27 protein-coding genes are annotated in these 26450 nt (G+C 39.7%); 9 read left to right on the forward strand and 18 right to left on the reverse strand.

Annotated elements, in window-relative coordinates; genetic code table 11:
* Positions 1-26: 26 nt before the first annotated feature.
* Genes K6I41_RS14480 through K6I41_RS14505 form a run of 6 tightly spaced genes read right to left on the reverse strand, consistent with a single transcriptional unit; the run spans position 27 to position 4681 of the window.
* Entirely contained in the window at positions 27-1238 is a 1212-nt protein-coding gene (locus K6I41_RS14480) for an NAD(P)/FAD-dependent oxidoreductase (protein WP_250374661.1), read from the reverse strand.
* Between the two features lie 28 nt (positions 1239-1266).
* Positions 1267-2196, reverse strand: a complete 930-nt coding sequence (locus K6I41_RS14485; RefSeq protein WP_250374662.1) for a VOC family protein — start codon at positions 2194-2196, stop codon at positions 1267-1269.
* An 11-nt stretch (positions 2197-2207) separates the two neighbouring features.
* Positions 2208-2972 (reverse strand): SDR family oxidoreductase, encoded by a 765-nt coding sequence (locus K6I41_RS14490; protein ID WP_192836544.1) that lies wholly within the window; start codon positions 2970-2972, stop codon positions 2208-2210.
* Positions 2965-4032 carry a Rieske 2Fe-2S domain-containing protein gene (locus K6I41_RS14495; protein ID WP_250374663.1) on the reverse strand — a complete coding sequence of 356 codons (1068 nt, stop codon included), beginning with the start codon at positions 4030-4032 and terminating at the stop codon, positions 2965-2967. Before K6I41_RS14495 ends, K6I41_RS14490 begins: the two co-directional genes overlap by 8 nt.
* A 16-nt stretch (positions 4033-4048) precedes the next feature.
* Positions 4049-4348 (reverse strand): recombinase-like helix-turn-helix domain-containing protein, encoded by a 300-nt coding sequence (locus K6I41_RS14500; RefSeq protein ID WP_250374664.1) that lies wholly within the window; start codon positions 4346-4348, stop codon positions 4049-4051.
* A 27-nt stretch (positions 4349-4375) separates the two neighbouring features.
* Positions 4376-4681, reverse strand: coding sequence for a non-heme iron oxygenase ferredoxin subunit (locus tag K6I41_RS14505; protein WP_192836545.1), 306 nt, complete (start codon positions 4679-4681; stop codon positions 4376-4378).
* A 273-nt stretch (positions 4682-4954) separates the two neighbouring features.
* Here K6I41_RS14505 and K6I41_RS14510 point away from each other — a divergent pair, with 273 nt between their 5' ends.
* Complete coding sequence (locus K6I41_RS14510; RefSeq protein WP_005303269.1) at positions 4955-5767, forward strand: IclR family transcriptional regulator; 813 nt, start codon at positions 4955-4957, stop codon at positions 5765-5767.
* A gap of 46 nt (positions 5768-5813) precedes the next feature.
* Here the strand turns inward: K6I41_RS14510 and K6I41_RS14515 are convergent, their stop codons facing one another.
* On the reverse strand, positions 5814-6113 hold the full coding sequence (locus K6I41_RS14515; RefSeq protein ID WP_250374665.1) for a hypothetical protein: 300 nt from the start codon (positions 6111-6113) through the stop codon (positions 5814-5816).
* A gap of 14 nt (positions 6114-6127) precedes the next feature.
* Complete coding sequence (pnuC, locus tag K6I41_RS14520) at positions 6128-6709, reverse strand: nicotinamide riboside transporter PnuC (protein WP_250374666.1); 582 nt, start codon at positions 6707-6709, stop codon at positions 6128-6130.
* A gap of 400 nt (positions 6710-7109) precedes the next feature.
* Here pnuC and K6I41_RS14525 point away from each other — a divergent pair, with 400 nt between their 5' ends.
* The 4 genes from K6I41_RS14525 to K6I41_RS14540 all read left to right on the forward strand — a co-directional run bounded on the left by K6I41_RS14525 (position 7110) and on the right by K6I41_RS14540 (position 10540).
* Positions 7110-8054, forward strand: coding sequence for a DMT family transporter (locus tag K6I41_RS14525; RefSeq protein ID WP_250374667.1), 945 nt, complete (start codon positions 7110-7112; stop codon positions 8052-8054).
* A gap of 194 nt (positions 8055-8248) precedes the next feature.
* Positions 8249-9037 carry a crotonase/enoyl-CoA hydratase family protein gene (locus K6I41_RS14530; protein WP_250374668.1) on the forward strand — a complete coding sequence of 263 codons (789 nt, stop codon included), beginning with the start codon at positions 8249-8251 and terminating at the stop codon, positions 9035-9037.
* A 35-nt stretch (positions 9038-9072) separates the two neighbouring features.
* A complete protein-coding gene (locus tag K6I41_RS14535; RefSeq protein WP_005303261.1) occupies positions 9073-9951 on the forward strand; it encodes an alpha/beta hydrolase family protein in 879 nt (292 codons plus the stop codon).
* Between the two features lie 28 nt (positions 9952-9979).
* Complete coding sequence (locus K6I41_RS14540) at positions 9980-10540, forward strand: TetR/AcrR family transcriptional regulator (RefSeq protein WP_250374669.1); 561 nt, start codon at positions 9980-9982, stop codon at positions 10538-10540.
* Between the two features lie 45 nt (positions 10541-10585).
* Here the strand turns inward: K6I41_RS14540 and pgaD are convergent, their stop codons facing one another.
* The 5 genes from pgaD to K6I41_RS14565 form a co-directional block, all read right to left on the reverse strand.
* Positions 10586-11005, reverse strand: a complete 420-nt coding sequence (gene pgaD, locus K6I41_RS14545) for a poly-beta-1,6-N-acetyl-D-glucosamine biosynthesis protein PgaD (protein WP_005303256.1) — start codon at positions 11003-11005, stop codon at positions 10586-10588.
* An 89-nt stretch (positions 11006-11094) separates the two neighbouring features.
* Positions 11095-12351, reverse strand: a complete 1257-nt coding sequence (gene pgaC, locus K6I41_RS14550; RefSeq protein ID WP_250374670.1) for a poly-beta-1,6-N-acetyl-D-glucosamine synthase — start codon at positions 12349-12351, stop codon at positions 11095-11097.
* A 13-nt stretch (positions 12352-12364) separates the two neighbouring features.
* Positions 12365-14359: a poly-beta-1,6-N-acetyl-D-glucosamine N-deacetylase PgaB gene (pgaB, locus tag K6I41_RS14555; protein WP_250374671.1), complete on the reverse strand. Its 1995-nt coding sequence runs from the start codon at positions 14357-14359 to the stop codon at positions 12365-12367.
* Positions 14360-14603: 244 nt separating this feature from the next.
* Positions 14604-14942 (reverse strand): FKBP-type peptidyl-prolyl cis-trans isomerase, encoded by a 339-nt coding sequence (locus K6I41_RS14560; protein ID WP_002117532.1) that lies wholly within the window; start codon positions 14940-14942, stop codon positions 14604-14606.
* A gap of 87 nt (positions 14943-15029) precedes the next feature.
* Positions 15030-15560 (reverse strand): YaeQ family protein, encoded by a 531-nt coding sequence (locus K6I41_RS14565; protein WP_005303252.1) that lies wholly within the window; start codon positions 15558-15560, stop codon positions 15030-15032.
* Between the two features lie 188 nt (positions 15561-15748).
* On the opposite strand from K6I41_RS14565, the gene dctA reads away from it, so the two are divergent.
* A complete protein-coding gene (dctA, locus tag K6I41_RS14570; protein ID WP_250374672.1) occupies positions 15749-17011 on the forward strand; it encodes a C4-dicarboxylate transporter DctA in 1263 nt (420 codons plus the stop codon).
* Positions 17012-17053: 42 nt separating this feature from the next.
* On the opposite strand, the gene K6I41_RS14575 is transcribed toward dctA, so the two are convergent.
* Complete coding sequence (locus K6I41_RS14575) at positions 17054-18052, reverse strand: CobW family GTP-binding protein (protein WP_250374673.1); 999 nt, start codon at positions 18050-18052, stop codon at positions 17054-17056.
* A 499-nt stretch (positions 18053-18551) separates the two neighbouring features.
* On the opposite strand from K6I41_RS14575, the gene K6I41_RS14580 reads away from it, so the two are divergent.
* The gene (locus K6I41_RS14580) at positions 18552-18752 is read left to right on the forward strand and encodes a hypothetical protein (RefSeq protein ID WP_005303247.1); all 201 of its coding nucleotides are present in this window, start codon (positions 18552-18554) and stop codon (positions 18750-18752) included.
* Positions 18753-18866: 114 nt separating this feature from the next.
* Here K6I41_RS14580 and K6I41_RS14585 read toward each other — a convergent pair whose 3' ends face one another.
* From K6I41_RS14585 to K6I41_RS14600, 4 genes are all read right to left on the reverse strand, one after another.
* Complete coding sequence (locus tag K6I41_RS14585) at positions 18867-19382, reverse strand: acyl-CoA thioesterase (RefSeq protein ID WP_005303245.1); 516 nt, start codon at positions 19380-19382, stop codon at positions 18867-18869.
* Positions 19383-19634: 252 nt separating this feature from the next.
* The gene (locus tag K6I41_RS14590; RefSeq protein ID WP_004794054.1) at positions 19635-20249 is read right to left on the reverse strand and encodes a MarC family protein; all 615 of its coding nucleotides are present in this window, start codon (positions 20247-20249) and stop codon (positions 19635-19637) included.
* Positions 20250-20260: 11 nt separating this feature from the next.
* Entirely contained in the window at positions 20261-22327 is a 2067-nt protein-coding gene (locus K6I41_RS14595; protein WP_250374674.1) for a choline transporter, read from the reverse strand.
* A gap of 120 nt (positions 22328-22447) precedes the next feature.
* The gene (locus K6I41_RS14600) at positions 22448-24070 is read right to left on the reverse strand and encodes a BCCT family transporter (RefSeq protein WP_250374675.1); all 1623 of its coding nucleotides are present in this window, start codon (positions 24068-24070) and stop codon (positions 22448-22450) included.
* 265 nt (positions 24071-24335) lie between these two features.
* On the opposite strand from K6I41_RS14600, the gene betI reads away from it, so the two are divergent.
* Positions 24336-24959: a transcriptional regulator BetI gene (betI, locus tag K6I41_RS14605; RefSeq protein ID WP_005303239.1), complete on the forward strand. Its 624-nt coding sequence runs from the start codon at positions 24336-24338 to the stop codon at positions 24957-24959.
* On the forward strand, positions 24952-26424 hold the full coding sequence (gene betB / locus K6I41_RS14610; RefSeq protein ID WP_250374676.1) for a betaine-aldehyde dehydrogenase: 1473 nt from the start codon (positions 24952-24954) through the stop codon (positions 26422-26424). The genes betI and betB overlap by 8 nt, the downstream gene beginning before the upstream one ends.
* Positions 26425-26450: the final 26 nt, after the last annotated feature.

Here is a 26450-nt window from a genome sequence, read left to right on the forward strand (position 1 = left end):
TTGGTAATGAGAACCAGATTTAATGCTTACGGTTTTAACTTCATGACATTAAATTCGGCATCTACTAATAGTTTTGGATCTAAAATGGTGTTGGCTTGCATCCAACGTTTTGCCAGTTTGATCAGCTTTGAATCATTAATGGCAATCATATTCAGCAAACGATTTTCATGGTCGAGATATAAATAACTCACCTGATCCTCACCACCTTGGCGAATCACTACTTCTTTGGTTCTATCTGGTTGATACGTACCTAAAATCTGAATATTGAAGTGGTACTGATCAGACCAGAGCCATGGAATATCTGTATATTCAGTATCAATTCCGAGCATTGATTTTGCTGCTGCAATCGCCTGATTTTGTGCATTTGCCCAAGACTGAATGCAATATCCCAAGCCCGGATGAATCGCGACATCACCTGCGGCATAAATGTTTTGATCTGAGGTTTGCCCAAAACAATTCACCACAATGCCATCTTTCACATCGAGACCAGCGTGCACACCTAACTCTTTGGCAATTTCAGCACCAGCACCTACCACAACACAGTCAAATAACTGGCTATGTTGAGGATGATTTACCACTTCAACTTTGCGATCTGGTGCTTCAACCAAATGAAGGCTTTTGCTGCCTAAATGAATTTTTGTGCCTTGTGTTTCATGCATATTTTTTAAAAATGCAGAAACTTCCGGACTCACACTTCTTGCACATAAACGGTCGCCATATTCAAAAACATGTACCTCTTTACCTTGCTTACGTGCAGTTGCAGCAATTTCTAAACCAATCCAGCCACCGCCGATCACAGCGACATTTTTTGCATTCTTTAAAATTTCAGCCAAACATTCACAGTCTTGCACATTGCGTAAGGTCACAACATTTGGAATGAACTGCCATGTATTGACTGGTACACGTGCACGGCTTCCAGTTGCAATCAACAATTTGTCATACGGCAAAACCTGGCCACTTTCTAAATGAACCTGTTTTTGCTCACGGTCAACTTTTGTCGCAATTTCCGGTTTATGCCATTGAACCTTGAACTCTTGAACTTGTTCAGGAGAGAACAGATTCAAACTTTCATAAGTTGCTTCTTTTGAAAGTACTTGCTTAGACAGTGGCGGACGCTCATAAAACACTTGATCTTCATTTGAAACCACGTGAATTTCGCCCACATAACCGTTTTGGCGTAGTGTGCTTACTGCCCAACCCGCTGCCTGTCCGGCACCTACAATTACGATCTTTTCCATAGCCATCTTCCTTGTAAAGCCATACCTGTTAAACAGGCTTCACCTGACGGCGAGTTGTGTCATCAAGACCACCTTCAATCGCCCATTCGGTGAAAAGCTCTAGACGATGTTCTTCCACACGTGGCTGCCATTCTTCTGTCAAATAGTCATCGTTGGTGTAATATTCAAATGCACCACCCAATGGTGAGTTGACGTACCAGAAATAAGCAGAAGAAATTGGGTGACGTCCCGGCCCAATAAAGGTTGACCATTCCGAACGATTCATATTTAAACCGCCCCCAATCACCTCGTGAATATCACGTACTACAAACGCAACATGATTTAAGCCAGCAGGTTTATTTGGAACACTGAGCAAGAACAAATCATGGTGATAACCTTTACCGCGACAACGTAAGAATGCACCGCGATTTTTATAGGCATCAGATAAATGAAAGCCTACTTTTTCAATATAGAAGTTTTCAGTTGTTGCCAAATCTGGTGTAAAGAACACCACGTGTCCAATCGCAACAGGCTGACCTTTTTCATAGACAGGACTTGCTGCATTCACACGTTGAATGTTGCCGTATTGGTTAATACCTTCCGTTTTAAGTTCTGGTACTTCTTTTACAAAACTTTGTTCAAAACGAATGGTCATGCCATTTGGGTCAAGACACTGAACTGTATTTTCTGAACGTTTAAAACCTTCTACATCAGCCAAACGAGCTGCCAAGTCTTCAAGGTCTTGAGGACTATCAACACCCCAAGTCACTTCACGTAAAGTTGAACCTTGCTCAATGGCAACTGGCAAACGATCATCATCACAATTAAATAGATAAATTTTGCTGCCATTTTGGGTTTGGTATAAATCTGTGCCTTCAATATCTGAACTACTTTGACTTAAACCAAAATCTGCCAAAAACTTGTTTGAAGCGGCTCTATCTTCAACTCCAAACTTTAAAATCTCGATCCCTGTAATCATTTGACTACTCCTTAGTTAAAGACAAAACCGCCATTGACCGGAATATTTTGACCTGTCACAAAAGAGGACAAATCCGACAGTAGATACAATGCTGTTCCATTTAAATCTTGTGGAAGTTGCTGACGTTGAATCGCTCTTCCGTTCACATATAAATCGTGACGTTCTTGAGGCACATACTCGGTTGCTTCAACCAGAGTAAGGCCCGGAGACAATGTATTGACACAGATATTGGACTGCCCCAACTCTCTTGCCATTGAACGCGTCATGGCAACAATTGCACCTTTACTTGCCACATAAGCCATTAGGTTCGGTGCACCCCAAAGTGCTGTATCAGAAGCAACATTAATAATTTTGCCAGCCGCCGATTGCTTTAGATGGGGAACGCATGCCTTACTGATTAGCCATGTACCTTTCACATTAATATTCATGACCCGATCCCAAAGTTCAGGATCGTAATCAATCATATTTTTTCCACCGACATTGGTCGCCAGTGCCGCGCAATTCACAAGGCCATCTAGTCCTTTTAATACTTCAACGCTTTTTGCAACCGCATTTTCAATAGAGTCTGCATTAGCAAGGTCAACGGTGACAGCATGAACGTTTAGCCCTTGTTTCTGTAAAGCTTGTGCTTCTTGTTGCACCAAGTCAGACAAAATATCTGCCATCACAACTTCAGCACCGGCCTCGGCAATGGCTTGAGCAAAATCTCGACCTAAACCACGTGCAGCACCAGTCACTAAAACTTTTTTGCCTTGCAACAACGCTACATTAGCCATGAGCTTCTTCCTGCATCTCGATACGATTTGATGCATTTAGCGCAGCAATTTTCTTTAATTGCTTTTCAGCTTCTTTTTTCATTAAACGGCGTAAACGTGCAAGACCAACATCGTGTTGATAGAGGAACTCTTTTTCACGCGCATGTGGTGCAAGGTTTTCTAAAATAATTCGGTCTTGTTCCAATACATCCCAATGCAACTGTTCTAAATGATTGCGATATAAGAAACGCCATACATTACGTTGCCAGCCACTTACCTTACGGCAGCGCCAGAAAAATACGCGAGTATTGTTAGCGTCAATTGGCGTTGCATAGCCCACAATCCAGAACTCACCACCTGGGCCAAATTGTTTACGGTATGGAATTGAAAGTCGTAACCAACTCGCACCTGTTGAACCATATTCAACCCAGTCGAAGTTCACACCTAATTGACCTTCTTTTTCAAAAACAAAGCCATTATCGGTCGTGCGGTGTTTCATCTCTGCGGTACGATCACCATCTGCCATCGAGTGCGATGTCGCATGTAAATAACTACCATGCATTGGGTCCATCACGTTATCAATTGCGTATTGATGGTTTACTTTCCAGTCTGCTTGGCAAAGGAACGCACTCCATTCTTCACTTGCAAGTTGCTCTGGGAACTCAAGCGGTTTTGGCTGTTCATTTGCATCAATACCAAACCAGATGAAGATTGCGCCATGTTGCTCAATTACTGGGTAGTTCTTTAAACATTTAGTTCCGGTCATTGGACATTCATGAACGGCTGGCACATCGGCAACCACACCATCAGCACGAACTTCAACACCGTGATACCAGCAAGCCACTCGGTCACCCAAATTCCAACCGAGTGAAAGACGTGCACCGCGATGCGGACAGCGGTCTTCAAGTGCATGAACCTGTCCTTCAGCATCACGCCAAACCACAATGTTCTCGCCTAAACGAGTAATTCCAACTGGATTAGCAGCGACTTCCCAACTTGCTAAAACCGGATGCCATTGGTCACGTAAACCAAGTTCTAAATATTCTTCAGCGCTTTGTGAAGTTGATACGATTGCGTTCATTTTATTCTTCCTTGAATCAATAACCTAAACGTTGCATTTCTTCTGTAAAGCTTGCAGAAGTCCATTCATCACCAGATTCACAGCGGAAACCCTGTTGATTAAGTGCAGAAACAACGTCATCTAACTCTTTTGCGCCCGCAGAAAATGCCTGAATCAAGTTCTTTACAAAATCTTGTTCATAGAGCGTTGGTTCTTTATAACGTGTTTGCCAAACCAACAATTCAGATTGACCAGGAATTTGAATATTGTTGATACCTGCTTCGGTTGCCGGCGTTGCATGAATCCAGCTTGCCAACTTTTCATTAAATGTCTTCATTGTTCTGCTTCCTTGTACATGTGAGGACTAGAGTTGAATTTGAATATCATGTCCTTCAACACGAACTGGGTAAGTACATAGGTTTCTACACCCGGGTCCACTTTTTAGCTCACCTGTCTGAATGTCAAAAATTGCTTCGTGCAATGGACATTCAACAGTCTGATCTTCGATAAATCCTTCGGTTAATAAGGCATACGCATGAGGGCAAACATTTTCGATAGCAAAGTAATTTTCATCGACGAAAAATACGCCTATTTTTTTCCCTTCAATTTCGATGGCTTTCGGCTCATCTTCGCTAACGTCACCCTGCTGACAAACTGAGATCCAACTCATACCTTGCGTCCTCATTTTGTTTTATATACAAAACATAATTTGATTTTCAAAACACAAGCTAAGCATAATCCCCTTGATCATTTTTTGTCAAAGTAAAAATAAATATAAAATTCATTAGCTTAATTAATTTTAAATATTTTGTTACGTTTCAAACAAGAAACAAAGTTTTGAATATAAAAATTGTTTTATGCATTTTTAACAATTACAATAGTTATAAAATAAAGCAGCATGCCCCAAATTGAATCATGTTTTATTTATAGGAAAATGACACGAATGAGCATAGCAATTGAAGAAGATTCGCAAGAATCAGAAACAACAAAAAATGATGATCGTTATTTAGTACCCGGACTTGTACGGGGTTTAGCTATCTTGCAAGCATTTAACCAACAAGCGCAAGAAATGACCATTACAGAAATTGCTGAAATTTTAGAAGTGAACCGTTCTAGTGCATTTCGTCTGATCTATACACTCGAATCTTGTGGCTATTTAAGAAAAGCATCTCAAAAAACTTATGCTCTCGATTCTAAAGTCATGGAGCTTGGTTTTAACAGTTTATCTAAACTTTCATTACTCGATTTATCGACACCATTAATGAAAGAACTACGTGACCAAACCAAACTTGCGGTACACCTTTCAATTTTAGAAGGCACGCACATTGTTTTTGTAAATAACATTCAGTCGATGGGAACCTTCACGAGCAACATTAGCTTAGGGACTCGCTGGCCTGCTCATGCAACTGTCATTGGTCAAATGTTATTATCTGATTTACCTGAAACTGAAGTACGTCAGCGTTACCGTAACTTTGATGATTGGGATAGTTTTTCTGAACTGACTCCAACCAATTTAAAAACCCTATTACAAAGATTAGTCTATGTAAAAACCCAAAAAACCATGGTGAGCTGGGGTCATTACAATCATGATATGGCAGCCTGTGCGGCACCTATTTTTAAACAGTCAAACGGGAAAATGGTTGCTGTTATCTCTGTGAGTTGTCCAATTACTACTTACGATGAAAGAACATTTAAAGAAGATATCGCAAGCCTAGTCGTTGAAACAGCAAATAAAATTTCCAAATTTATTTATTAAAAAAAAGCGACGTTAAGTCGCTTTTTTTGTGATTTTATTTCTTAAATTAAAAATTACGCTTAGATACTTTCCCATTCATATCTTGAAAAATCAGTGCCGAAAGACTTTCTTTAATATCAAATTTTAAATACTGCTGTTTAAATTGAACAACTGCATAAAACTCTTCAGCACCGTCATCTAAGCCAGTGGCAGAAATCTGGCTGCCTTGTGGGAAATCTTTGAGCCACGCGGCATTATAAAAATCCGATACTGAACTAAATTCACAATACTGTTTTGGCTCTGCCATTATTTTTGCAGCAATCAGATCAAACTGTTGTTGTTTATAGACATCTAAGCTCAACAACATGATCACTCTCCAAATTAAAGCTGGTTAGAGGCTAAAAGCTGTTTCTTTTTAACTTTTTCCCATTGATACCAACCATAAGCGGCCATCAGAACAAATGCTGCATATAACGCAGCTGTTAAAAATAAATCTTTATAGATAAACATGCCCACATAAATAATATCGACAAATACCCAAAGCACCCAAGTCGCAATATGCTTTCGGCTGGTCCAATACGTTGCAAGTAAACTAAAGGCTGCAAGCTGTGAGTCGAGCATCGGTACTGCTGCATCGGTAAAGTTTTTAAGAACTAGACCAAACACTAAACCACCTACCGCAGCAATAATCATTTGGATGATAGCGGTTTGAACTGCAATAGGTTCAATTCGAATGTCGTGATCTTGCTGCTTCCCTTTGAACCAATAGTAAAAGCCATAAAAATTTACGACCATAAAAAAGAACTGCAAAATTGTTTCGCCATATAATTTAAATTCGTAAAACAAATAGGCATATAAAACAAAGGCAAAGAAATTAAACAGCCAACACCACATATTACGGATGACGGTTAATCCAACTCCAATGAGACTAATTAAGACCGCAAAGATTTCTAGAGGTGACATAAGCTGCTTATTGAGATCAATTTGACGAGGTATTATGGGAAAAATATGAAGCTAAGCAAACTACTAATTTAAAGTAATCAAAAAAACCATGTCTCATGCTTGAATCTAATTTGTACTTTTCCATTTATATGTTATAAAAATATCATCTATATTTTAATATACTTATCATGTTTTTATCTAAAGCCCATTGTTGTCTAGCGCGTCAATCATACGCCCCAGAGATTAAGTTCTATGTGGTCAATTGGCGACGTCCTTATTTTGGACAATTTGGCGCTTTAGATACGAAAATCGAGATATTTAATTTGTAATATATCCTCTGATTTTCATCACAAGCCGCCATAAAACGCGGCTTTTTTTATGTCCTTTTAAAACACAAAAACCAAACTTTCTGGAGCTTTATATGAAGCCATTATTTGAACAACAGAGTATATCCACCCCGCAGATTCAGCCGGTTGTAGCATTATCGTCATCTCCGACTCGCCTTGCTACAGCCGGCCAATTTATTGCTGTCGTCATTATTTGGTCACTTACTCCACTCGCGGCCGTCTGGACAGTACAAGAAATTCACTGGGCATGGGGATTATTTATTCGATTCAGTTTGGCGATTCCAATCGCCTTGCTGTGTCTAAGATTTTTTCGTTTAAAGCTCATCTTTAGCAAAAAAGCTGTTTTAAGTTATTGTGCTGGAGCCATTGGCTTATTTGGATCTATGGCATTTTGCTATATGGGTGCAGATAAAGTCCCCTCTGCCATTATCTCAATTATTTACGGCACCTCTCCGTTAGTATCTGGACTGATTAGCTCCTTTTTATTAGGACGCGAACGTTTTTCAGTATGGCAATGGCTTGGACTCGGTATTGCTCTTGTCGGGATGAGTTTTACTTTAGGACTATCTTCATCAGGTTTTCAGCTCAACCGCATCGGTATTCTATTAGAACTGATCGCGATGCTGTTTTATGTCTTGTCGACGTTTGCCGTGAAATCTGTCGGAGCGCATATTCCACCCATTACACAAATGACAGGTGCTACTCTTGTCTCATGGGTCGGTTATGTATGCTTGTTACCTTTCTTTTGGTCACATCTTCCAACTGAATTTCCAAGTCTGAAAATTTCTTTAGCAGTGCTCTATAGCGCGGTTTTTTCATCTGTGCTTGCCATGATTTTTTATTATCAGCTCATCAAAATACTACAGCCAACGACTGTGCTACTTATTACCATTATCACCCCAGTGTTAGCCACATTTTGGGGAACATGGTTCAACCATGAGCAGCTCAGCTCACATCTTATTTTAGGTTTAACCTTGTTATGCCTAGGGTTATTGATGTATTCACGTCGCCCCTCATAATCTTTATAACCTGATTGAGAGCACTCATCAGGTTATTCTCCCCCTCATCTTTACCTTGACCTTAATAATAAAAACCTAGTTTTATTTTAATCCTCCTTTTATTTTTATTTACGGAATAGTCAACAAATTGTATTTGACACTTTTTAAACGATCGTTTAAAAATTTATTAAAAATAAACAAAGGACATCGGAAAAATGTCAAATCAAGAAGGAAAAGTCAGCCGTGAAACTCGTGGACATATTTTTTTAATTGGTCTAGATCGAGCAGCAAAGCGTAATGCCTTTGATAGCCACCTGATTAAAGATTTATCACAGGCGCTTACTGAATATGAAAATAATGATGCTCTTCGTTGTGCAATTATCTTTGCTCATGGCGACCATTTTACGGCCGGATTAGATCTAGTTGAGTTACAACCCAAGCTCGCTACAGGTGTTTTTGATTTTAGTGATGAAGAAGTGAACCCTTGGGGTACAGTGGGACGAAAACTGAGTAAACCATTGATTGTTGCGGTACAAGGTTATTGCTACACCGCTGGTATCGAACTATTTCTGAATGCAGACATTGCCTTAGCAAGTGAAAATACTCAGTTTGCACAGATGGAAGTTCAGCGCGGCATCTTACCTTTTGGTGGAGCTACAGCACGCTTTACTCAAGCCGCAGGTTGGGCCAAAGCCATGCGCTATTTACTCACCGGTGACTCTTTTGATTCAAAAGCCGCCTTTGATATGAACCTGATTACAGAGATATGCCCAGAAGGTACGGAGCTCAACCGTGCAATAGAACTGGCTGAACATATTGCTCAAGCTGCACCACTTGCTGTAAAAGCGACTCTCGCTTCTGCCCGTGAAGCCATTAATGAAGGTTATGAAACTGCATTTAGTCAATTACAGGGCCATCTTCAGCCTTTACTCACCACAGAAGATGTTCAAGAAGGTGTGTTTGCCATGTTACAAAAAAGACCACCTGTTTTTAAAGGTAAATAAAATTTCATCACGCTAGAAAAATAAAGAGAAAAGCAATGCAATCAGCAACTCAAATCAATGAACAGCTTAGCCAAACTGTACAATTCCCAGCTTTAGATGGCTATCAACTCAAGGGCACACGTTACTTTACAACGACATCAGCTAAAGCAAATATTGTCGTTGCGGGAGCAACGGGTGTGCCACATGAATTTTACCGTCGCTTCGCTGAATATATGACGCAATTTGGCTATCAGATATTCACATTTGACTATCGAGGCGTTGGAAAATCGAGTCCAAAATCTTTAAAAGGATTTAATATGTCTTATTTAGATTGGGGGCAATATGACTTAGCAGGTGCAATTGAATATCTATCAAAAGAGCCATTACCTCTTTTCATGGTTGGTCATTCCTATGGCGGCCATGCGCTAGGTCTACTACCTAATCATGATAAATTACTGGCCTGCTATACATTTGGTACAGGTGCTGGCTGGCACGGCTATATGCCACTGAAAGAACGCTTTAAAGTTCAAGTGGTCTGGAATATTGTGTTTCCACCTATCGTTGCCGTGACAGGTTATTTGCCTTGGAGCAAATTTAATATGGGTTCTGATTTACCCTTAAATGTTTATAAACAGTGGCGTAAATGGTGTAAAAACCCTAAGTATTTTTTTGCTGATCCAGAACAACAACACTTAATTGAACAATATGCTTCTGTCAAAACCCCAATTTATGCAGTCTCTGCCCTAGATGATGATTGGGCTTTACCCGCTTCATGTCGGGCATTTATGCAGCATTATCGACAAGCTCAAGTCTCATACGTCAGTCTTCAACCTCAAGATGTTGCTATGAAAACCATTGGCCACATAGGCTACTTTAAAAAAGATGCTGAACACATCTGGAATAAAATCCGCACCACTTTTGATGGTTTTTTATAAAACTGCTTTATGTTTTGGATAATGTGAAATGAGACCGCAAAAACTGACCAAAGAAGATCTGCTTAAACACTGCGCTTTGCAGTTCAAAACTTATGGATATGCAGGAACGAGCATGGACATGCTGGCAAAAGCTTGCGGCCTCACCAAAGCTTCTTTTTATTATTATTATCCAAATAAAGAAGCGCTTTTGCTTGAAGTGTTAAATGGTACTCATCAATATTTAATTCATTCTTTATTTGGAAATACGGTAAATTCTGAACTCTCAGCCATTGAACGGTTTGAACAAATGCATGAGCGTGCTATTCATTTTTTTACACAAGGAGTGAATGGTTGCTTAATAGGTATTATTTCTATGGAAGCAGCATATGGCTCACCTGAAATTTTAGCCAAAATACGCAGTATTTTTCAGGACTGGCAACTGGCTATTCAGTCTATTTTTGCTTGTTGCATTGCTCAAGATCGAGCTGAGATTTTAGCAAAACAAAGTATTGCTGATTATGAGGGGGCAATCTTGATGTACCGTGTCACTCATGATGAGTTTTACATCAATCAAGTTAAGCAACGTATTCTTAGACTTCTTAATTCTTAAAAAAAATAAAGCCCACTAAAGTAGGCTTTATTTTATGGCTAATCGTTATTCAACTCTCACGATTTTACCTAATTCATCGTGGTGAACGACTGTAATTTTTTGGCTACGCCCCTGCTCAATTTCATGTTCAGGTAAATCGAAGTAGCGCGCATAATCATCAGTCTGTTTTGCTTTAAGTGCACTGCCACCGACACGGCGCTCTGGTAGCAAATGGCTCCATAACAATAAGCAAATTGCACAAGCAATTAATGCGGTAAGTCCATGTTCAATTCCTACACCAAAGGCACTAAATAAACGGTGTACCAAATGAGTTTTTTGTAATTCAACCAATAGCCATACAAACACGAACGGACGCCACAACAACAACCAAACCGCCCACATCATAGCTGTGCTTGTTGTAGAAGCATAGCGTTTATGCCATGGTAATTGACGGCGTAAATCAATAATCAACGAATCTGTCTTCATTTCTCTCTTTACCTAACGAAGTGCTGTGGTTTTTCCCCAGACATCAATACAGCACGATCTTTAAAATCTCATGACTCTTGCATTTCATTCTAGCGAATGCCCCGATCCGGGCTCACCCAACGTGCTCGTTTCTCATCTCCACGTCGTAAGACTTTTGGAAATGCCACAATGGTTGCTGAAATAGTGATTAGCCAAAAGACCAATGGATACCAGATCATCCAGAAATAGTTTTTTCCTAGATGCGGTTCATAACGACTATCCATCCATTTGCTTAAAGCAAACTGAATTAGACAGGTTGCCCCCAATAAAATACCAGTACCATACGGTAAAAATGGGGAGCTCACAACAGCTAATGCAGGGACTGGTAAAATAAAATGTACCAACCACAACAAAGCCATCGCTAGCATTAAATATGACCAGACTAAAGTTAAGCAAAGCTCAAACATTAACGGCCATAAAAAATTCAATTTTGGTTTAGTGAACACATCAATATTTTTAATTAATACCTGTGCACCACCCATTGCCCAACGTAAACGTTGTTTCCACAACCCATTGAGGGTTTCAGGCATTAAAATCCAAACCAAGGCATTCGGTTCAAACTCAATATCCCAACCTGCACGCTGTAATTTCCAAGTAATATCGATATCTTCAGTCAACATATTTGGTGACCAATAATCGACTTGGTGAACGGCACTTTTACGAAAAGCCGTAATTACACCCGACACGGTAAACAAGCGACCGAAGGTACGCTGTGCACGTTTAATCATGCCCACAATCGAAGAAAACTCACCAACCTGAATACGCCCTAACAAAGTTGAGCGAGTACGGATACGCGGGTTTCCAGTAACAGCTGCAACCGTTGGATTTTCAAGGAAATGACGAATCATCCACTTTGCTGCATGTGGATCAAGTAAAGCATCACCATCAATACCAATTAAAAACTCGGCATCGGTCATTAAGCTTCCGGCTTGCAACCCCATGGCTTTACCTTGGTTTTGAGCCAAATGGACAACACGTAGTTTTTCATGTTGTGCTGCTAAACGGTCGAGTACCTCACCTGTATTGTCCGAGCTACCATCATTAATCGCGATGACTTCAAAATGAGGATAGTCCAGTTTTAATGCATGGCTAATGGTTTCTTCTGCATTATCCCCTTCATTAAAACAAGGAACTAATACAGCGACTTTTGGATAACTTTCCAATGGAGCTGGTTGATCGTAAGGCGGAGCCTGACGTTCTCTCCAATAGAAAATGATCGCACCCATCATCCATAAATACGACATGAATAAGGGATAGTAAAAAACGAATTTTAAGGCATGCGACCATATTGCAGCAAAGATTGTCATGTTTCAGCCTCGACTACGGCACAAGACGAGATGATTTTTCAGCAAATGCTTTATGCATTACGTCAACATCCGGGTGATCTTTGATTGGGTCATCAGGGTAATATCCGACATGCATTACACCTTGCTGATACAGTGAATGAATTGTTGCTGCCATTTCAGTTGAAGGTACCTTTTCATTTTTACGCCAGTCGGTGGCCTGTAATTCAAAAACAGTTTTCTTGAGGCCATTAGGATATTGTTTCACGCGATCAATCATGTCTTTATAGAACTGATCTGAATTATCGACCTGCTCCATATAAGGCATTGCCATAATAGCTGTAAAATCATAATGCTTTAATGACTCTTCAAGCGATTGTGAATACCAGTTTTCTGCATATGGTTTTAAAGCCACTTGCGCATATAAGTTACGTGCAGTCACCAAGAACGGTTCATATTGTCTCACGTCATCAACGAGTTGCATTGCAAAATCATCTAAATATTTTGTCTTATATGCAGTCCATTTCTGCAAGTCTTGATCATTGTCACGGATTTTTGCTAAATCTGTTGGCAAACCTTGTTTTGCGTAGGCTTTTAAAGCATCAGGGCTTGCATCTTCATAATCAGATAAGGTGACGTCATCATGGAATAAAAGTCCGTTAAACGGCGTTGATTTAGCTAAATCCTGATAAATTTCACGAATAGTTTGGCGTGCATCTGCTGAGAACGGACTTAAACGAATATAGCCCATATTAAGGTGCTCACCCGCTTTTTCCTGCTGAGTTACCACCAAGTCCTTAGAAACAGGATCGGTTTTTGGTAGTTCCCACGCCAATAATGGCATCCACGCATAAATACGGCTTACAGAAGTGCGCGTTTGAATTTGCCATGCAACACGGTTAAACAAGTCTGCACGCATTGGAATATGGCGGTTTGGGAAATAAACCATATCCGCAGAACCATTCGCATCTGGATCTGAAAATGCCTGTAAATAAACTGTATTTACACCCATGCCATTAATTCGATCTAACAAGTGACCTAAATTACGCTCTTGTTGTTTCGGATCTGGATCATAAATATAGTCCAGATCGACATGCATGATTTTTTGCGGACGATTATTATCTGTTAAATTTAATTCACGGTTTTTAATTTCTTGAGCCAAATCATCAGTTGTCATTCCACCCTCTACCAAAATACGGCTCATATTTTGTAAAGATTGTTTTGCATGGTCTGCCCCATCATCAAGTGTAATGGTCACTGGCATTCCCAATTTTTTTGCAATTTGGACAGTTTGCATATTATAGCGACCATATGGCCACACCATAACACGTGGCGAACGTAAGCCATGCGCTTTTAATAAGTCATTATTCTGTTTCAGGTCGCCATAGATTCGTGCTTCATATTGTTTATCGTTTTCATATGTTTGTGTTTTAACATCATAAAAACGTGTGGTCGCAGCAGGTTCAGAGTTACCTTGCGGGTTACCTGTAATACCACGATGCAAATGATAGCTATGGTTCGCAATTTCGACTAAACCACTATCTTGCATCTCTTTAAGTTCATTCCAGCTTAAGATTTTATCACGTGGAATTTCTTCACCCGAAAAATCTACTTTTTGACTAGCTTTGGGCTCTAACCATGAACCCACTACAGCCAAAACAACCGGAATCTTTTTAGCTTTAAGAACTGGATAAGCATTTTGATAAAAAGACTGATAACCGTCATCTACAGTTAATAAAACCGGTTTTGTAGGCAGTTGAAATTTGCCCTGATGAGCACGGATCAACTGATCAACCGTAATAAAATGGAATCCGTTTTTTTGTAGCCACTCAACGTGCTGTGTAAATTGTTGAGTCGTCACTGCATATTGAGGAATTAACGCATTTTTAGTATCGGTAATTTCATGATAACCAATCACCGTGAGTGTTGAAGCGTCCAGTTTAGGTGGTTTGGCTAATGCCATGCCTGACAAACCTGCCAAGGCCAAGCCAAGTGATATGTTCAACAAAGGAGATGCAAAGCGGATAATCATGAAATAGCGTCTCAATAACAATATAGATTACTTATGTGAAATTTGATGTTAGGGCACAAACTTTTTGAAAGTTGGTCTTAATATCACACTGCTCACAAATGAACAGTTTTTCAGTCAGCATTTATAATCAAATAATCTGAAAATAATCTTAAATATTCAAAAAGCTAAAATATAAATTAATAATGTATTTATATTTAAAGCTCATATAAACAAGAAAGCCCCCTAAAGGGCTTTCAGTTTTTCACTAGTCACGAGTTTTGACATCAAATAATTCAATTTCAAAAATTAAATTAGAATTCGCTGGAATAATCTTACCCATTTTACGCTCGCCATAAGCTAAATGAGCAGGCACGATTAACTTACGCTTGCCACCAACTTTCATTCCCATAATGCCTTGGTCCCAGCCTTTAATTACACGACCTGTTCCAATCACGCATTCAAAATAGTTACCGCGGTCAATTGAAGAGTCGAATTTAGTACCGTCTTCTAACCAACCTGTATAGTGAGTTGTAATCAAAGCACCTTTAACCGCTTCTTTGCCCTCACCTACTTTTAAATCGATAATTTCTAATTCATTTGACATGGTTTAACCCTTAAACTGAATTTCTAAAATCGCAATTAGTACTTAGTGTACCAACTGAATCTGTAGAATTTGTTGCGCTTTTCTAAATTACTGTAACTGTGTCCAAACAACATTTGCCTGACCCTTTTCACCTAAAAGCGTCCACTCGTTGTCCATCACATTTAATTGTAGTTGCATCGTACGTTCACAGAGCTGTTCGAGCTCGGCTGTACTTTGAGGGGCAATTTGCCACACCTGAACGTTACTTAAAGTTTTAATTTTACTGTTTCGCTTCCACCAGTCTTCGACTTGTGTGCCATAAACAACAACCGCAACTGTTTTACAACGCGCACTAGCTTTTTTAACTTTATCTTCAGAGGGCAAACCGACTTCAATCCAAGTTTCTAATTGACCCGTTAAATCTTTTTGCCATAACGCTGGCTCGTCAGTTTCAAAAAGGTCTTTAGTAAACTCAAGCTCATCACTTGCGAAACGGGCAAAAGCCATCAAACGAACCATTAAACGTTCTAAAGTTTCCGAAGGATGCAAGGCAAGCGTCAGTTGATAATCACCATAAATATGGTCATCCATATTGGCAATATTCAAGTCTGCCTTATAAATTGTTGCTTTAAGCGCCATGATTAATATGTTCCAAAATTTGGCGCTAAGGATACTCGATTTTAGGTAAAAATTATAAAAAAACTAAGCAATCCACCGCATAGTAATTAGAAATTTGCATATTCTTCCAAAACGCTCTGCTTGCTTTAGAGTTGGCCGGCTTTTTGCTTGAAAGAGAAATATTCTCCTCTTGCTAAAATTGATGACTTATGTGGCAGAAGCTTAAACGTAGTTTATTTTTACAGGTTCTTTGTGCTCTCTTGCTAGGAGTTGCAGTTGGGGCTGGTTTTCATGATTTCTCCCTATCTTTAAAGCCATTGGGCGATGGTTTTATTTCTTTGATTAAAATGCTGATTGCACCCATTGTGTTTTGTGTCGTTGTACTGGGAATCTATGGTGCAAATGACATCAAAAAAATGGGCAAAGTCGGTGCAAAAACCATTCTCTATTTTGAAGTGGTCACCAGTATTGCTTTAGTTTTAGGCATTATTGTGGCTTATGTATTTAAACCGGGCGTCGGTATGAATATCGATATCAACCATTTAGATGCAAAAGATTTAAGCACCTATACCGAACGTGCTCATGAAATGCACACAGGTTCGGAATTTCTACTCAATATTATTCCGAAAACATTCACTGCTGCTTTTGCAAACGGCGATATTTTACAAGTTTTACTCATCGCTATTTTATTTGGTGTATCACTACTTTTAATTCCTAAACATTTGGCAGAGTTAGTACGTCAGGCGCTTGAGGCTTTTTCAGAAGTCTTCTTCAAAATTATGGGTCTGATTATTCGTTTAGCGCCGATTGGTGTATTCGGATCAGTGGCCTATACCACAGCCAAATTTGGTTTAGATTCACTTCTACAATTGGGCTATTTGGTTCTACTGTTTTATGCGACCTGCATTTTATTTGTTGTGGTTGTCTTAGGTTCAATTTTAAAACTTGCAGGTCTCAACATCTTCAAATTTGTGGCTTATTTTAAAGATGAGTTAGCGATTGTTTTGGGTACAGCATCTTCTGACTCTGTTTTACCCCAAATTATGAAAAAACTCAGAAATCTGGGAATTAAAGATTCAACGGTAGGTCTGGTCATTCCTACGGGTTACTCTTTTAACTTAGATGGGTTTTCAATCTACTTAACTTTAGGGGTAATCTTTATTGCACAAGCCTGCAATATTGATTTGTCTATGCATGACTTACTGGCTATTTTGCTAGTTTCACTCATCACTTCTAAAGGTGCACATGGTATTCCCGGCTCAGCTTTAGTTATTCTTGCAGCAACACTTTCAGTTATTCCAAGCCTTCCTGCGATTGGCTTAGTACTTCTACTGTCCGTAGATTGGTTCATTGGCATTATTCGTGCCTGTACCAACTTAATCGGTAACTGTGTTGCTGCTGTAGTGATTGCACACTGGGAAAAAGATATTGATCATGCTCAAGCCAAAGCAGTATTAGATACTAAACCTTAAATCCATTATGAGAACATTAAATCGTCTTTGGTTTAATGTTCTCTATTCTTCAAGCTGACAGGCAAGTAATGCTGTTTCAAAAGCCAACCAATCATGGTTATGTTCGCTAATGATTTCAATACGGTTATCAATACCCTCTTCACCAGACTTATAATTAAACTGATCAGGATTAAAGTTAAAAACTTTCCAACCTTGATCTGTGTTAAAAATTCCCTTAATTCGAAGCCAGTCTTGCTGCGCACACAATAAATCTAGCAAATTATAAAAATCGAATTTCCAGCGTTTAGGTAATTTCCAACCTGCCACAATATAGCCTTGTGCCGACTCGACATAATGATAAGGTAATTGTTGAATTTCCTTCTTAACCTCGATTTCAGTCATTTGCTTTTGAAGTTTAAGTAAAGGCTGTATAGATCGCTCAGTTAAACGAGCAGCTACATCAATTTTATTTAATGCTAACTGACCATTTTCAGTTTTAATCCACTCTTGGTGATAAGGCTTGTATTCATCTATTAATAATTCAAGCGCCTGATCATCTTCAAAAGTCATCACGTCAGTATGTGACACCACCACAATCTGGGCAGCTTTTAACTGATCTTCATAAAGGTTTTGTTTAACCCAATTTGTATCGTGCAAACGGCTACCATCAACAACAGTAATTAATGCTCGCATGGCTAAACTACTTTGCCAATGCGGCTCAGTCAGTTGGTCAAATAATTGAGAAGGATGCCCAAGTCCTGTCGGTTCAATAAAGAGTCTATCTGGCTTTTGTTCACTCAATAGACGAGCTAAAGCAATATGCATAGGCAATTGACTGCTACAACACAAGCAACCACCTAATAATTCTTTGACTGCATAGCCTTCATCTTGAGGTAAGAGTTGTTGGTCTACTCCAATTTGCCCAAACTCATTCATTAATACAGCCCAGACTTCATCTTTAGGCTTCTGACTTAATAAATGCTGTAATAATGTGGTTTTGCCTGCCCCTAAAAAACCGGAAATAATATGGGTAGGAACAGTTTTTTGGGCAATAAATTTCACAAGCGACTCAAATCAACAAAGTTTCAAAACTAAGAAAGGTATATCACTGTTTAAATCCCATGAAAATGATTTTTCACTTTGAAGATATACTTTTCAATTATCAGGCCAAAACACTTAATATGTGATATACATCTCACTCAAAATCTAAATTAACTTTTGATAATTAAAATTCAAACGGAATATTCTATTTATGCGCATTCACAATTCATGCCAGAGTGTAAGTTTTACGTAACACGATTGATCTTTTTTCATTCGATAAGAAATATTTTTACACATTTTAAGGTGTAATTAAGCCCTTTAATTTTACAGATTCCGCACATAAACGGTCCGTATATTTCATATTGTTAAGATAGCCGTAATAGATTGTTAAGTTAATTGATGTAATCCAAACCTCGGCTTAGCATGTGTCCTAGCTTAGTCATTCAGCCATACAGGTTTCATGTAGGTACGAACGATTAGGTTTAATTTATTTTTAAATGAAATTTAAGGATGCCATAAAATGAAATTAGCTAAAACTTTACTCGCTACTACACTTGCTTTAACTGCTGCTTCAACTTTCGCTGCTTCTAAGCACGACCAAGCACATACTACTGCTGGTGAAGAAAAAGTTGTTGTTTCAACTCAAGAACAAGCAAACACTGCAAATGCTGCATCTGATGCTGTAGGTTCTGCTTCTGAAGCTGCTCCTGCAACTCGTTAATTCTCTCAGCACTCTCCTCCAAGCTCAGAGATAATTTTACTGAAATGAAATATGGACGCTGAATTTTAGTAAAGAAGAAAAAGGATCGAACCATGCTGCGGTTCGATCCTTTTTTTAAGAAGATTTTTTATACATGCTACAAGATGGGTTATGGTTTTCTTGTAGACGTAAAACTTTACGGTGCTCAGCTGCTTCAAAGCGGCAACGCTTCCACTCTGTATCAAGTTTTAAATGAGGCACTTCACATGGCTTGCCCTGTTCATCAACAGCAACCATAGTGAAATAACAGCTATTGGTATGGCGTACTGTGCGCTTCTGAATATTTTGGGCTTCAACACGTATTCCGACTTCCATTGAAGTACGGCCTACATGGTTAACACTTGCCAAGAAGGTTACCAGCTCACCTACATAAATAGGTTCTTTAAAATTTACCTTATCTACAGATAAAGTCACTACGTAGCCACCCGAATAACGACTTGCGCAAGCGTAAGCGACTTGGTCTAGTAATTTTAGAATCGTACCACCATGAACATTACCTGAAAAATTTGCCATATCAGGCGTCATCAAAACTGACATCGTCAATTCAGACTGATCATCAGTTGCTGTGGTTATTTCATCTAATGTAGGCATAGCTAAACTCTGTGTCTTAAAACAAGCTCAGTAAACATTATGGTTGATAATTCACAAAAAAAACATGCTTAAATCCACAACATAGCATTGTATTTTTTAATATCTTTGATTGTTTTTTAAAATTTAAATTTTTAAGGCATTATTTTTAAAGTTCTTTTTTAAAGATTTTTTTATTTATCTTAGTTTTTTTAGAAGATGCTATGCCATTTTATTCCACGCTTAATGGCATAGCAGGATGTTATAAGCCACTCGCTATACTTTAGTAATAACACCAGTCACACCATTAATGATCATATCAATGGCGATCGTACCGATTAATAAAGCAGATAAACGACCGACAATATCAAAGTAGCGGTCGATATGTTTGGCATGTTTATAGCGTAAATGATCATGTGAAAATTTCATCAAAATCAAAATACTACAAGTTAAAAATAAGGTGAAGGCAATCACTAGAGCTGCCTCACCAATTGACATTTCAATGCCTGTAACCACAGCAGCACTAATGGTGCCCGGACCGATCATAAACGGCATGGCAATAGTGCCGGCCAGATGCTCTGGTGCACCGCGCATTTCACCAATCGTATCAGCACCCTGAAAAACATAGCGATAGCCAATCACCAAAAAGATAAGGCCTCCAAATATCTGAAAGGCTTCAAAACGTACATTCAGATATTTACTAAAAATTGTTTCGCCGCCCCATGCAAATAGCATGAACACGACAAAAGCAATCAAACTTCCCTGAATCAGTGCTTTATTAAACACCTTGGCTTCTGAATGACGGATCAGGCCAATCATGTAGATGCTCATTAGAAATGGATTGAGCAACGAGAAAAATAAAGCAAAAGAATGTAGATAAGGAGAAGCCATGCATTTTCCTCTTAAGCTTGTGGATCTGGGAACAATGGACGATTCCCTGGACTAATACGATTAATATGTAAGAACGTCATATGTCTTTCATATTTATCTAAAATGTCATTAATAACCTGTTCTTTACTATAACCGACCAGATCGTTATCTTGAGAGCCATCATAAAGATAGGTTTCAAGACGGTAATAGAACTGTTTACCTCGTTTCACACGTTGACTGAAGTTTGGTGCGCTATAGCGTACAGGCCAGATCTGGTAAACGAAGTTTTGCTCTTCTTCCAAATGAATAGTGAAATCCAGATGGAAAAGCGTTTCTTCATCTTCAAGCGGCGTTTGCTGTACATCTACATTCATGCCCTGCTTAATAAGCTCACCAGCAACGGCCTGAACAGCTGGTAGACAAACTGTATCTAGCATGCGTTGGGTTTCAGTGGTTCCCGGATGATGCATCACTCGAGTTAAACGCTGTTTCCAATTCAGAATATCGACATTACCTACCACTGGAGCTGCGTTCATACTTCGACTGGCTTGCCGGTAATCTTCAAGCCTCAGCGACTTATAAAGCCCCGCCATCACAAGGAACATTACAAAACTAAACGGTAGTCCCATAATGATGGTCGCGTTTTGCAAAGCAGTAATTCCGTTGGTCATGAGCATGGCGAGCGTTAATAAACCAATGGCAATTGCCCAAAACACGCTTAACCAACGCGGAGCATCATTATCGATATTCGTAAGTTTAGTCGTGAAGTTACCTAAAACCAGCGCTCCCGAATCAGCAGAAGTTACGTAGAACAAAAGCCCTGTTACGGTGGCAATTGAAGCGATAAAGGTAAAGCCCGGATATTGTGCTAACAGGTCATAAAAACCATGAGCCGGATTTGCTAACACAGTCGCAGCTAAGGTTTGGTTGCCTTCAAAAATAACGCTGTGCAATGCACTATTACCAAAAATGGATAACCATGTGAGTGTAAATAGAAGCGGAATAATTAAGGTACCGCATACAAACTCACGAATGGTACGCCCTCTTGAAATGCGTGCCAGAAAGAGTCCTACAAATGGAGACCAAGCAATCCACCACGCCCAGAAGAAGAAAGTCCAACTACTCATCCATTCTTTAGGCTGTTCAAAAGCAAAACTTTGTAATGCTAAAGCAGGGAAACGAGTTAAATAGTCACCAATATTTTGAACAAGGGCATTGAGTAAAAACTCGGTATTTCCTAAGAATAAAATAAACAGCAATAACCCGACCGAAACATAAATATTGATTTCAGATAAAATCCGCAGACCTTTATTGACCCCAGATGTCACCGAAATAACACTAATACCGACCGCGACAGCAATTAGGATAAATTGCATCCAGATATTTTCTGGTAACCCCAATAACACATGTAGGCCATAATTCAGCTGTACCACTCCAATCCCGCAGGTCGTTGCAATACCAAAAATTGTCCCGATGACGGCAGCCGTATCAACACTATGCCCAATTGCCCCATTAATTCTGTTCCCGAAAATTGGGTAAAGTGCAGAACGAATGGTAAGTGGTAAGTTATAACGATAGCTAAAGTATCCCAATGACATACCAATCAAGGCATACATACACCAACCGGTTAAGCCGTAGTGGAATAAGGTCCAGACCATACTTTGGCGTGCGGCCTCATAGGTTTGACCAACTCCGACTGGAGGTTGCATATAATGAGATAATGGTTCAGCGACCGAGAAGAACATCAGGTCAATACCGATACCAGCCGAAAACAGCATCGCAGACCAACTGAGTAAACTAAACTCAGGTTTTGAATGCTTAGGTCCTAATTTAATACTGCCGTATCTTGAACAGGCAATAAAAATCACGAAAACCATATATAACGTTGCGGCAAGCAGATAATACCAACCAAAGGTTGAGGTTACCCACTGAAGTACGGCGTTCATGACTCTATTTGCAAAATCATTGAACAAAAACGTGACGAGAGAAAAAATTAAAATAAGTACAGCTGAAAAATAAAAAACCACACGGTTGAGCGGGTCTTTTTTAGATTTAGATAATGTTAAATCATCAACTGCTCTTGGATTATCTGTTGCCATACAATCCTCAAGGAATAAAATAAAAACAAAATATTTAATTTCGTCTTTTCACTCTTATTTAAAACAATGAAAAGACGACTTTAAACGCAAAAAATAATATATAGATGTGATCGGTTGAGGTTATAAAACCTCAGTCACTTTATTCTGGTCACAATTCGACGGAACCGAAATGTCTTTTGAAACAGCTAACTGTTTTTTCACTAATTGAGGGTCAAAATCATCTTGCTTTAACGCTTTGGCTAAACCAAACATATAGAGCAAAATAATCACTGAAAATGGTAAACCACATAACACCACAGCACTTTGCATGGAGTTAAAACTACCGGCTAAAAGCAAGCCAATACTTACAATGGTAATTACCACAGACCAAAAAACGCGTAACCAGATCGGTGAATCACTATCATTGGTGCCCCCTTTTGAGGACAAATTAGCGATCATTAGTGTACCAGAGCCAACTGGTGTCAAAAATAAAACGAAACAAATTACAACAACAATGCCAGCAACATACGGATTAAACGGCAGATATTCGAGTAACTTAAATAAAGATAATGCCGGATCAGTTAAAACCATATCGCCCAAAACTTTCTGTTTCTGGTTCAAAATAAAGTAAATGGCCGTATTTCCAAAAACCGAGATCCAAGCCAGTGTAAAACCGAGTGGAATCAGGCATACACCTAATACAACCTCACGAATCGTACGTCCTTTTGAAATACGCGCAATAAACATGCCGACAAAAGGCGCCCATGCAATCCACCAAGCCCAATAAAATACGGTCCATGACCCTAGCCAGCCACTGGCTTTTTGATTGTATAAATACATATCAAAGCTTTTACCAATAAAATTGCTTAGATAATCTCCCATATTCTGTACAAGACCATTTAATAAATGATTTGTAGGACCTGTTAAAAATACAAATAAAAGTAAGGCATACAGCAGACGTAAATTAATACGCGATAACCACGCCAAACCTTTTTCAATGCCAACCACTGTCGTGATCGTGGCAACACTCATCATGATGAGAACAGCAGCAATTAAGGTGACTGAGTTATTAGGAATTTGCGGAAGTAAATAACAAATGCCTGATACCAGCACCAATGCTCCGATTCCCAAGTTGGTGACCAAGGAAATAACCGTCGCTAAAATTCCAAAACCATCGACGAAATCACCAACTAACCCATGGACTCGCTCACCAAAAATTGGGTAAAGCGCCGAACGCAAAGCTAGAGGTAAATTTTGTCTGAAAGCAAAATAACCTAACGTGACTCCGAGCAATGCATAGAGTACCCAACCATGGATGCCCCAATGCAAAAAACTATAGGTCATGGCATTTCGGGCTGCCTGAATGGTTCCTGACTCACCTTCCGGCGGTCTTAAGAAATGATCAACAGGTTCAGCAACACCATAATAAAGTAATGCAATACCAATCCCTGCCGAGAACAACATTGAAGTCCAAGCTAAATAGCTAAACTCAGGTTTGTCGTCGTCTTTTCCTAATGGAATCTGCCCTACTTTTGAAAAAGCGAGCCAAGCGACAAAGCCCAAACACAGCACAATAACCAACATGTAATACCACCCAAAAAAGTGATTTACCTGCTCTTGTACATAGGTCAGCCAAAACTGACTTTTTTCGGGAAACAGCACAAAAAGTAGGCCAAAAATACCAATACTGACGGCTGAACTCCAAAATACAAAACGATTTAACCGAATATGGTCTGAAGAATATTTATCACTTTTCAACACCATCTTATTGCTCCTTGCAATCGGTGTATTTTCTCAAAATAACGTGATAAGTAATGTACTTATGCGCATCATCCTATCCTTAAAAACTTTTGATTTTAGCGCTTTATTCCTCGTGCTAATCTTCAAAAATTCATTGATTTTTATATATCATACTTGTTATTGATTGAACGTTCAATCAATAACAAGTATGATAAAAAAAGTGCTATGATGCTCTGCAAGTTAACATGCTGAATTTAAAGCACCACTAAAAGTGCTGATGTGGAAAAACATGACAAAACGCAGAGTAAAACCAGAGCACGTGCGACGTGAAGAAATTATGAATGCCGCACTCGACGTGATTTATGAAGTGGGGTTATCCAATACCACCATTGCTCAAATTGCAAAAAAAGCCGAGCTGTCGACCGGCATTGTCAGCCATTATTTTGGCGACAAACAAGGGTTGATAAATACCTGTATGCAAGAAATGTTAAATGTTCTGCGTCGTAAAACCGAACAGTACAGAGCAGAAGCAGATTCGCATCCAGAGAGCCAAATTAAGGCCATTATCGACTCGAACTTTGACATTAGTCAGGTCAATGAAAAAGCAATGCGGGTCTGGTTAGACTTTTGGTCAGCGAGTATGCATGTACCAGACTTAAGCCGCTTGCAAAAGATTAATGATCAACGCCTGTACTCTAACTTGAAGTTTTATTTCCTCAAGTTAATGAATGAACAACAGGCCAGTGTTGCCGCTAGAGGGTTGGCAGCATTGATTGATGGATTATGGTTACGAGGCAGTTTAAGCCGTCATAACGAATTTGACAGCAATCTTGCCCGTTCCATTGCTTACGATTATGTACAAACGCAAGTTCAATTTGCGAACAAGCCTTTGCAGGAGAGACAAAATGAGTGATGCACAAGTTCATCAACTGTATATCCATGGACACTACGTTAACGCAACCAGTGGAAAAACATTTAATAGTATTAACCCTGCCAACGGCGAGACAATCGCGACTCTTCAACAAGCTTCTGAACAAGATATTGAAGCTGCTGTACAAAGTGCCCAACAAGGACAAAAAATCTGGGCTGCCATGACTGCCATGGAGCGTTCACGTATTTTACGTCGTGCTGTCGACATTCTTCGTGAACGAAATGATGAGCTTGCACGTCTTGAAACACTCGACACAGGCAAAGCTTTTAGCGAAACATCTACCGTCGACATCGTGACTGGCGCAGATGTACTCGAATATTATGCAGGACTTGCAACCGCCATTCAGGGTGACCAAGTTCCGCTTCGCGAATCAAGTTTCTTTTATACACGCCGTGAACCTTTAGGCGTGGTTGCTGGTATTGGGGCTTGGAACTATCCAATTCAAATTGCTCTATGGAAATCTGCCCCTGCCCTTGCTGCCGGCAATGCCATGATTTTCAAACCAAGTGAAACCACTCCACTTACTGCATTTAAACTTGCAGAAATCTATACTGAAGCTGGCTTACCAGACGGCGTATTTAACGTGGTGCAAGGTGCTGGTCGTGAAATTGGTCAGTGGCTCACTGAACATCCCGTGATTGAAAAAATTTCATTCACAGGTGGTGTAGAAACTGGCAAAAAAGTCATGGCAAGCGCTGCGGGCTCTACACTGAAAGAAGTGACCATGGAACTTGGTGGGAAATCACCACTGATTATTTGTGAAGATGCCGACCTTAACCGCGCAGCAGATATTGCAGTCATGGCGAACTTCTTTAGCTCAGGTCAGGTATGTACCAATGGTACACGCGTATTTGTTCCAAAATCACGTTTAGCCGACTTTGAAAAAGCGGTTGTAGAGCGTGTAAAACGGATTCGCATTGGCGACCCAATGGCTGAAGACACAAACTTCGGACCACTCACTAGTTTCCCGCACATGGAAAAAGTGTTGTCTTTCATTGAGTCAGGTAAACAACAAGGCGCTAAAGTGTTAATTGGCGGTGGCCGCGCAACAGAAGGCGAACTTGCCAATGGTGCTTATGTACTACCGACTGTATTTAGCGACTGCACCGACCAAATGGCCATTGTCCAAGAAGAAATTTTTGGACCTGTCATGAGCATTTTAAGCTATGAAACCGAAGAAGAAGCCATCCGTCGTGCCAACGACACGACCTTTGGTTTAGCTGCTGGCGTTGTTACTCAAGACATTAGCCGCGCTCATCGCATTATTCACCAAATTGAAGCTGGTATTTGCTGGATTAACACTTGGGGCGAATCGCCTGCCGAAATGCCAGTGGGTGGCTACAAACAATCTGGCGTGGGCCGTGAAAATGGCTTAACCACACTTGGGCACTATACCCGTATCAAATCTATTCAAGTTGAACTTGGCGATTATCAAAGCATTTTTTAATGCCTCAATCGCTCTAAACACTTCAA

It is taken from the genome of Acinetobacter sp. AS23, assembly GCF_023612055.1.
GTDB lineage: Bacteria > Pseudomonadota > Gammaproteobacteria > Pseudomonadales > Moraxellaceae > Acinetobacter > Acinetobacter oleivorans.

Excerpts from the sequence above, each read along its gene's own strand:
- K6I41_RS14495 (WP_250374663.1), bottom strand. The coding sequence starts at position 4,032 with ATGAACGCAATCGTATCAACTTCACAAAGCGCTGAAGAATATTTAGAA.
- K6I41_RS14485 (WP_250374662.1), bottom strand. The coding sequence starts at position 2,196 with ATGATTACAGGGATCGAGATTTTAAAGTTTGGAGTTGAAGATAGAGCC.
- pgaD (WP_005303256.1), bottom strand. The coding sequence starts at position 11,005 with ATGAAGACAGATTCGTTGATTATTGATTTACGCCGTCAATTACCATGG.
- K6I41_RS14595 (WP_250374674.1), bottom strand. The coding sequence starts at position 22,327 with ATGGCAACAGATAATCCAAGAGCAGTTGATGATTTAACATTATCTAAA.
- K6I41_RS14480 (WP_250374661.1), bottom strand. The coding sequence starts at position 1,238 with ATGGAAAAGATCGTAATTGTAGGTGCCGGACAGGCAGCGGGTTGGGCA.
- K6I41_RS14580 (WP_005303247.1), top strand. The coding sequence starts at position 18,552 with ATGAAATTAGCTAAAACTTTACTCGCTACTACACTTGCTTTAACTGCT.
- K6I41_RS14560 (WP_002117532.1), bottom strand. The coding sequence starts at position 14,942 with ATGTCAAATGAATTAGAAATTATCGATTTAAAAGTAGGTGAGGGCAAA.
- K6I41_RS14565 (WP_005303252.1), bottom strand. The coding sequence starts at position 15,560 with ATGGCGCTTAAAGCAACAATTTATAAGGCAGACTTGAATATTGCCAAT.
- pgaB (WP_250374671.1), bottom strand. The coding sequence starts at position 14,359 with ATGATTATCCGCTTTGCATCTCCTTTGTTGAACATATCACTTGGCTTG.
- K6I41_RS14540 (WP_250374669.1), top strand. The coding sequence starts at position 9,980 with ATGAGACCGCAAAAACTGACCAAAGAAGATCTGCTTAAACACTGCGCT.
- K6I41_RS14510 (WP_005303269.1), top strand. The coding sequence starts at position 4,955 with ATGAGCATAGCAATTGAAGAAGATTCGCAAGAATCAGAAACAACAAAA.
- K6I41_RS14505 (WP_192836545.1), bottom strand. The coding sequence starts at position 4,681 with ATGAGTTGGATCTCAGTTTGTCAGCAGGGTGACGTTAGCGAAGATGAG.
- betB (WP_250374676.1), top strand. The coding sequence starts at position 24,952 with ATGAGTGATGCACAAGTTCATCAACTGTATATCCATGGACACTACGTT.
- K6I41_RS14525 (WP_250374667.1), top strand. The coding sequence starts at position 7,110 with ATGAAGCCATTATTTGAACAACAGAGTATATCCACCCCGCAGATTCAG.
- pgaC (WP_250374670.1), bottom strand. The coding sequence starts at position 12,351 with ATGACAATCTTTGCTGCAATATGGTCGCATGCCTTAAAATTCGTTTTT.
- K6I41_RS14600 (WP_250374675.1), bottom strand. The coding sequence starts at position 24,070 with ATGGTGTTGAAAAGTGATAAATATTCTTCAGACCATATTCGGTTAAAT.
- K6I41_RS14535 (WP_005303261.1), top strand. The coding sequence starts at position 9,073 with ATGCAATCAGCAACTCAAATCAATGAACAGCTTAGCCAAACTGTACAA.
- K6I41_RS14515 (WP_250374665.1), bottom strand. The coding sequence starts at position 6,113 with ATGTTGTTGAGCTTAGATGTCTATAAACAACAACAGTTTGATCTGATT.
- betI (WP_005303239.1), top strand. The coding sequence starts at position 24,336 with ATGACAAAACGCAGAGTAAAACCAGAGCACGTGCGACGTGAAGAAATT.
- pnuC (WP_250374666.1), bottom strand. The coding sequence starts at position 6,709 with ATGTCACCTCTAGAAATCTTTGCGGTCTTAATTAGTCTCATTGGAGTT.
- K6I41_RS14500 (WP_250374664.1), bottom strand. The coding sequence starts at position 4,348 with ATGAAGACATTTAATGAAAAGTTGGCAAGCTGGATTCATGCAACGCCG.
- K6I41_RS14490 (WP_192836544.1), bottom strand. The coding sequence starts at position 2,972 with ATGGCTAATGTAGCGTTGTTGCAAGGCAAAAAAGTTTTAGTGACTGGT.
- K6I41_RS14585 (WP_005303245.1), bottom strand. The coding sequence starts at position 19,382 with ATGCCTACATTAGATGAAATAACCACAGCAACTGATGATCAGTCTGAA.
- K6I41_RS14530 (WP_250374668.1), top strand. The coding sequence starts at position 8,249 with ATGTCAAATCAAGAAGGAAAAGTCAGCCGTGAAACTCGTGGACATATT.
- dctA (WP_250374672.1), top strand. The coding sequence starts at position 15,749 with ATGTGGCAGAAGCTTAAACGTAGTTTATTTTTACAGGTTCTTTGTGCT.
- K6I41_RS14590 (WP_004794054.1), bottom strand. The coding sequence starts at position 20,249 with ATGGCTTCTCCTTATCTACATTCTTTTGCTTTATTTTTCTCGTTGCTC.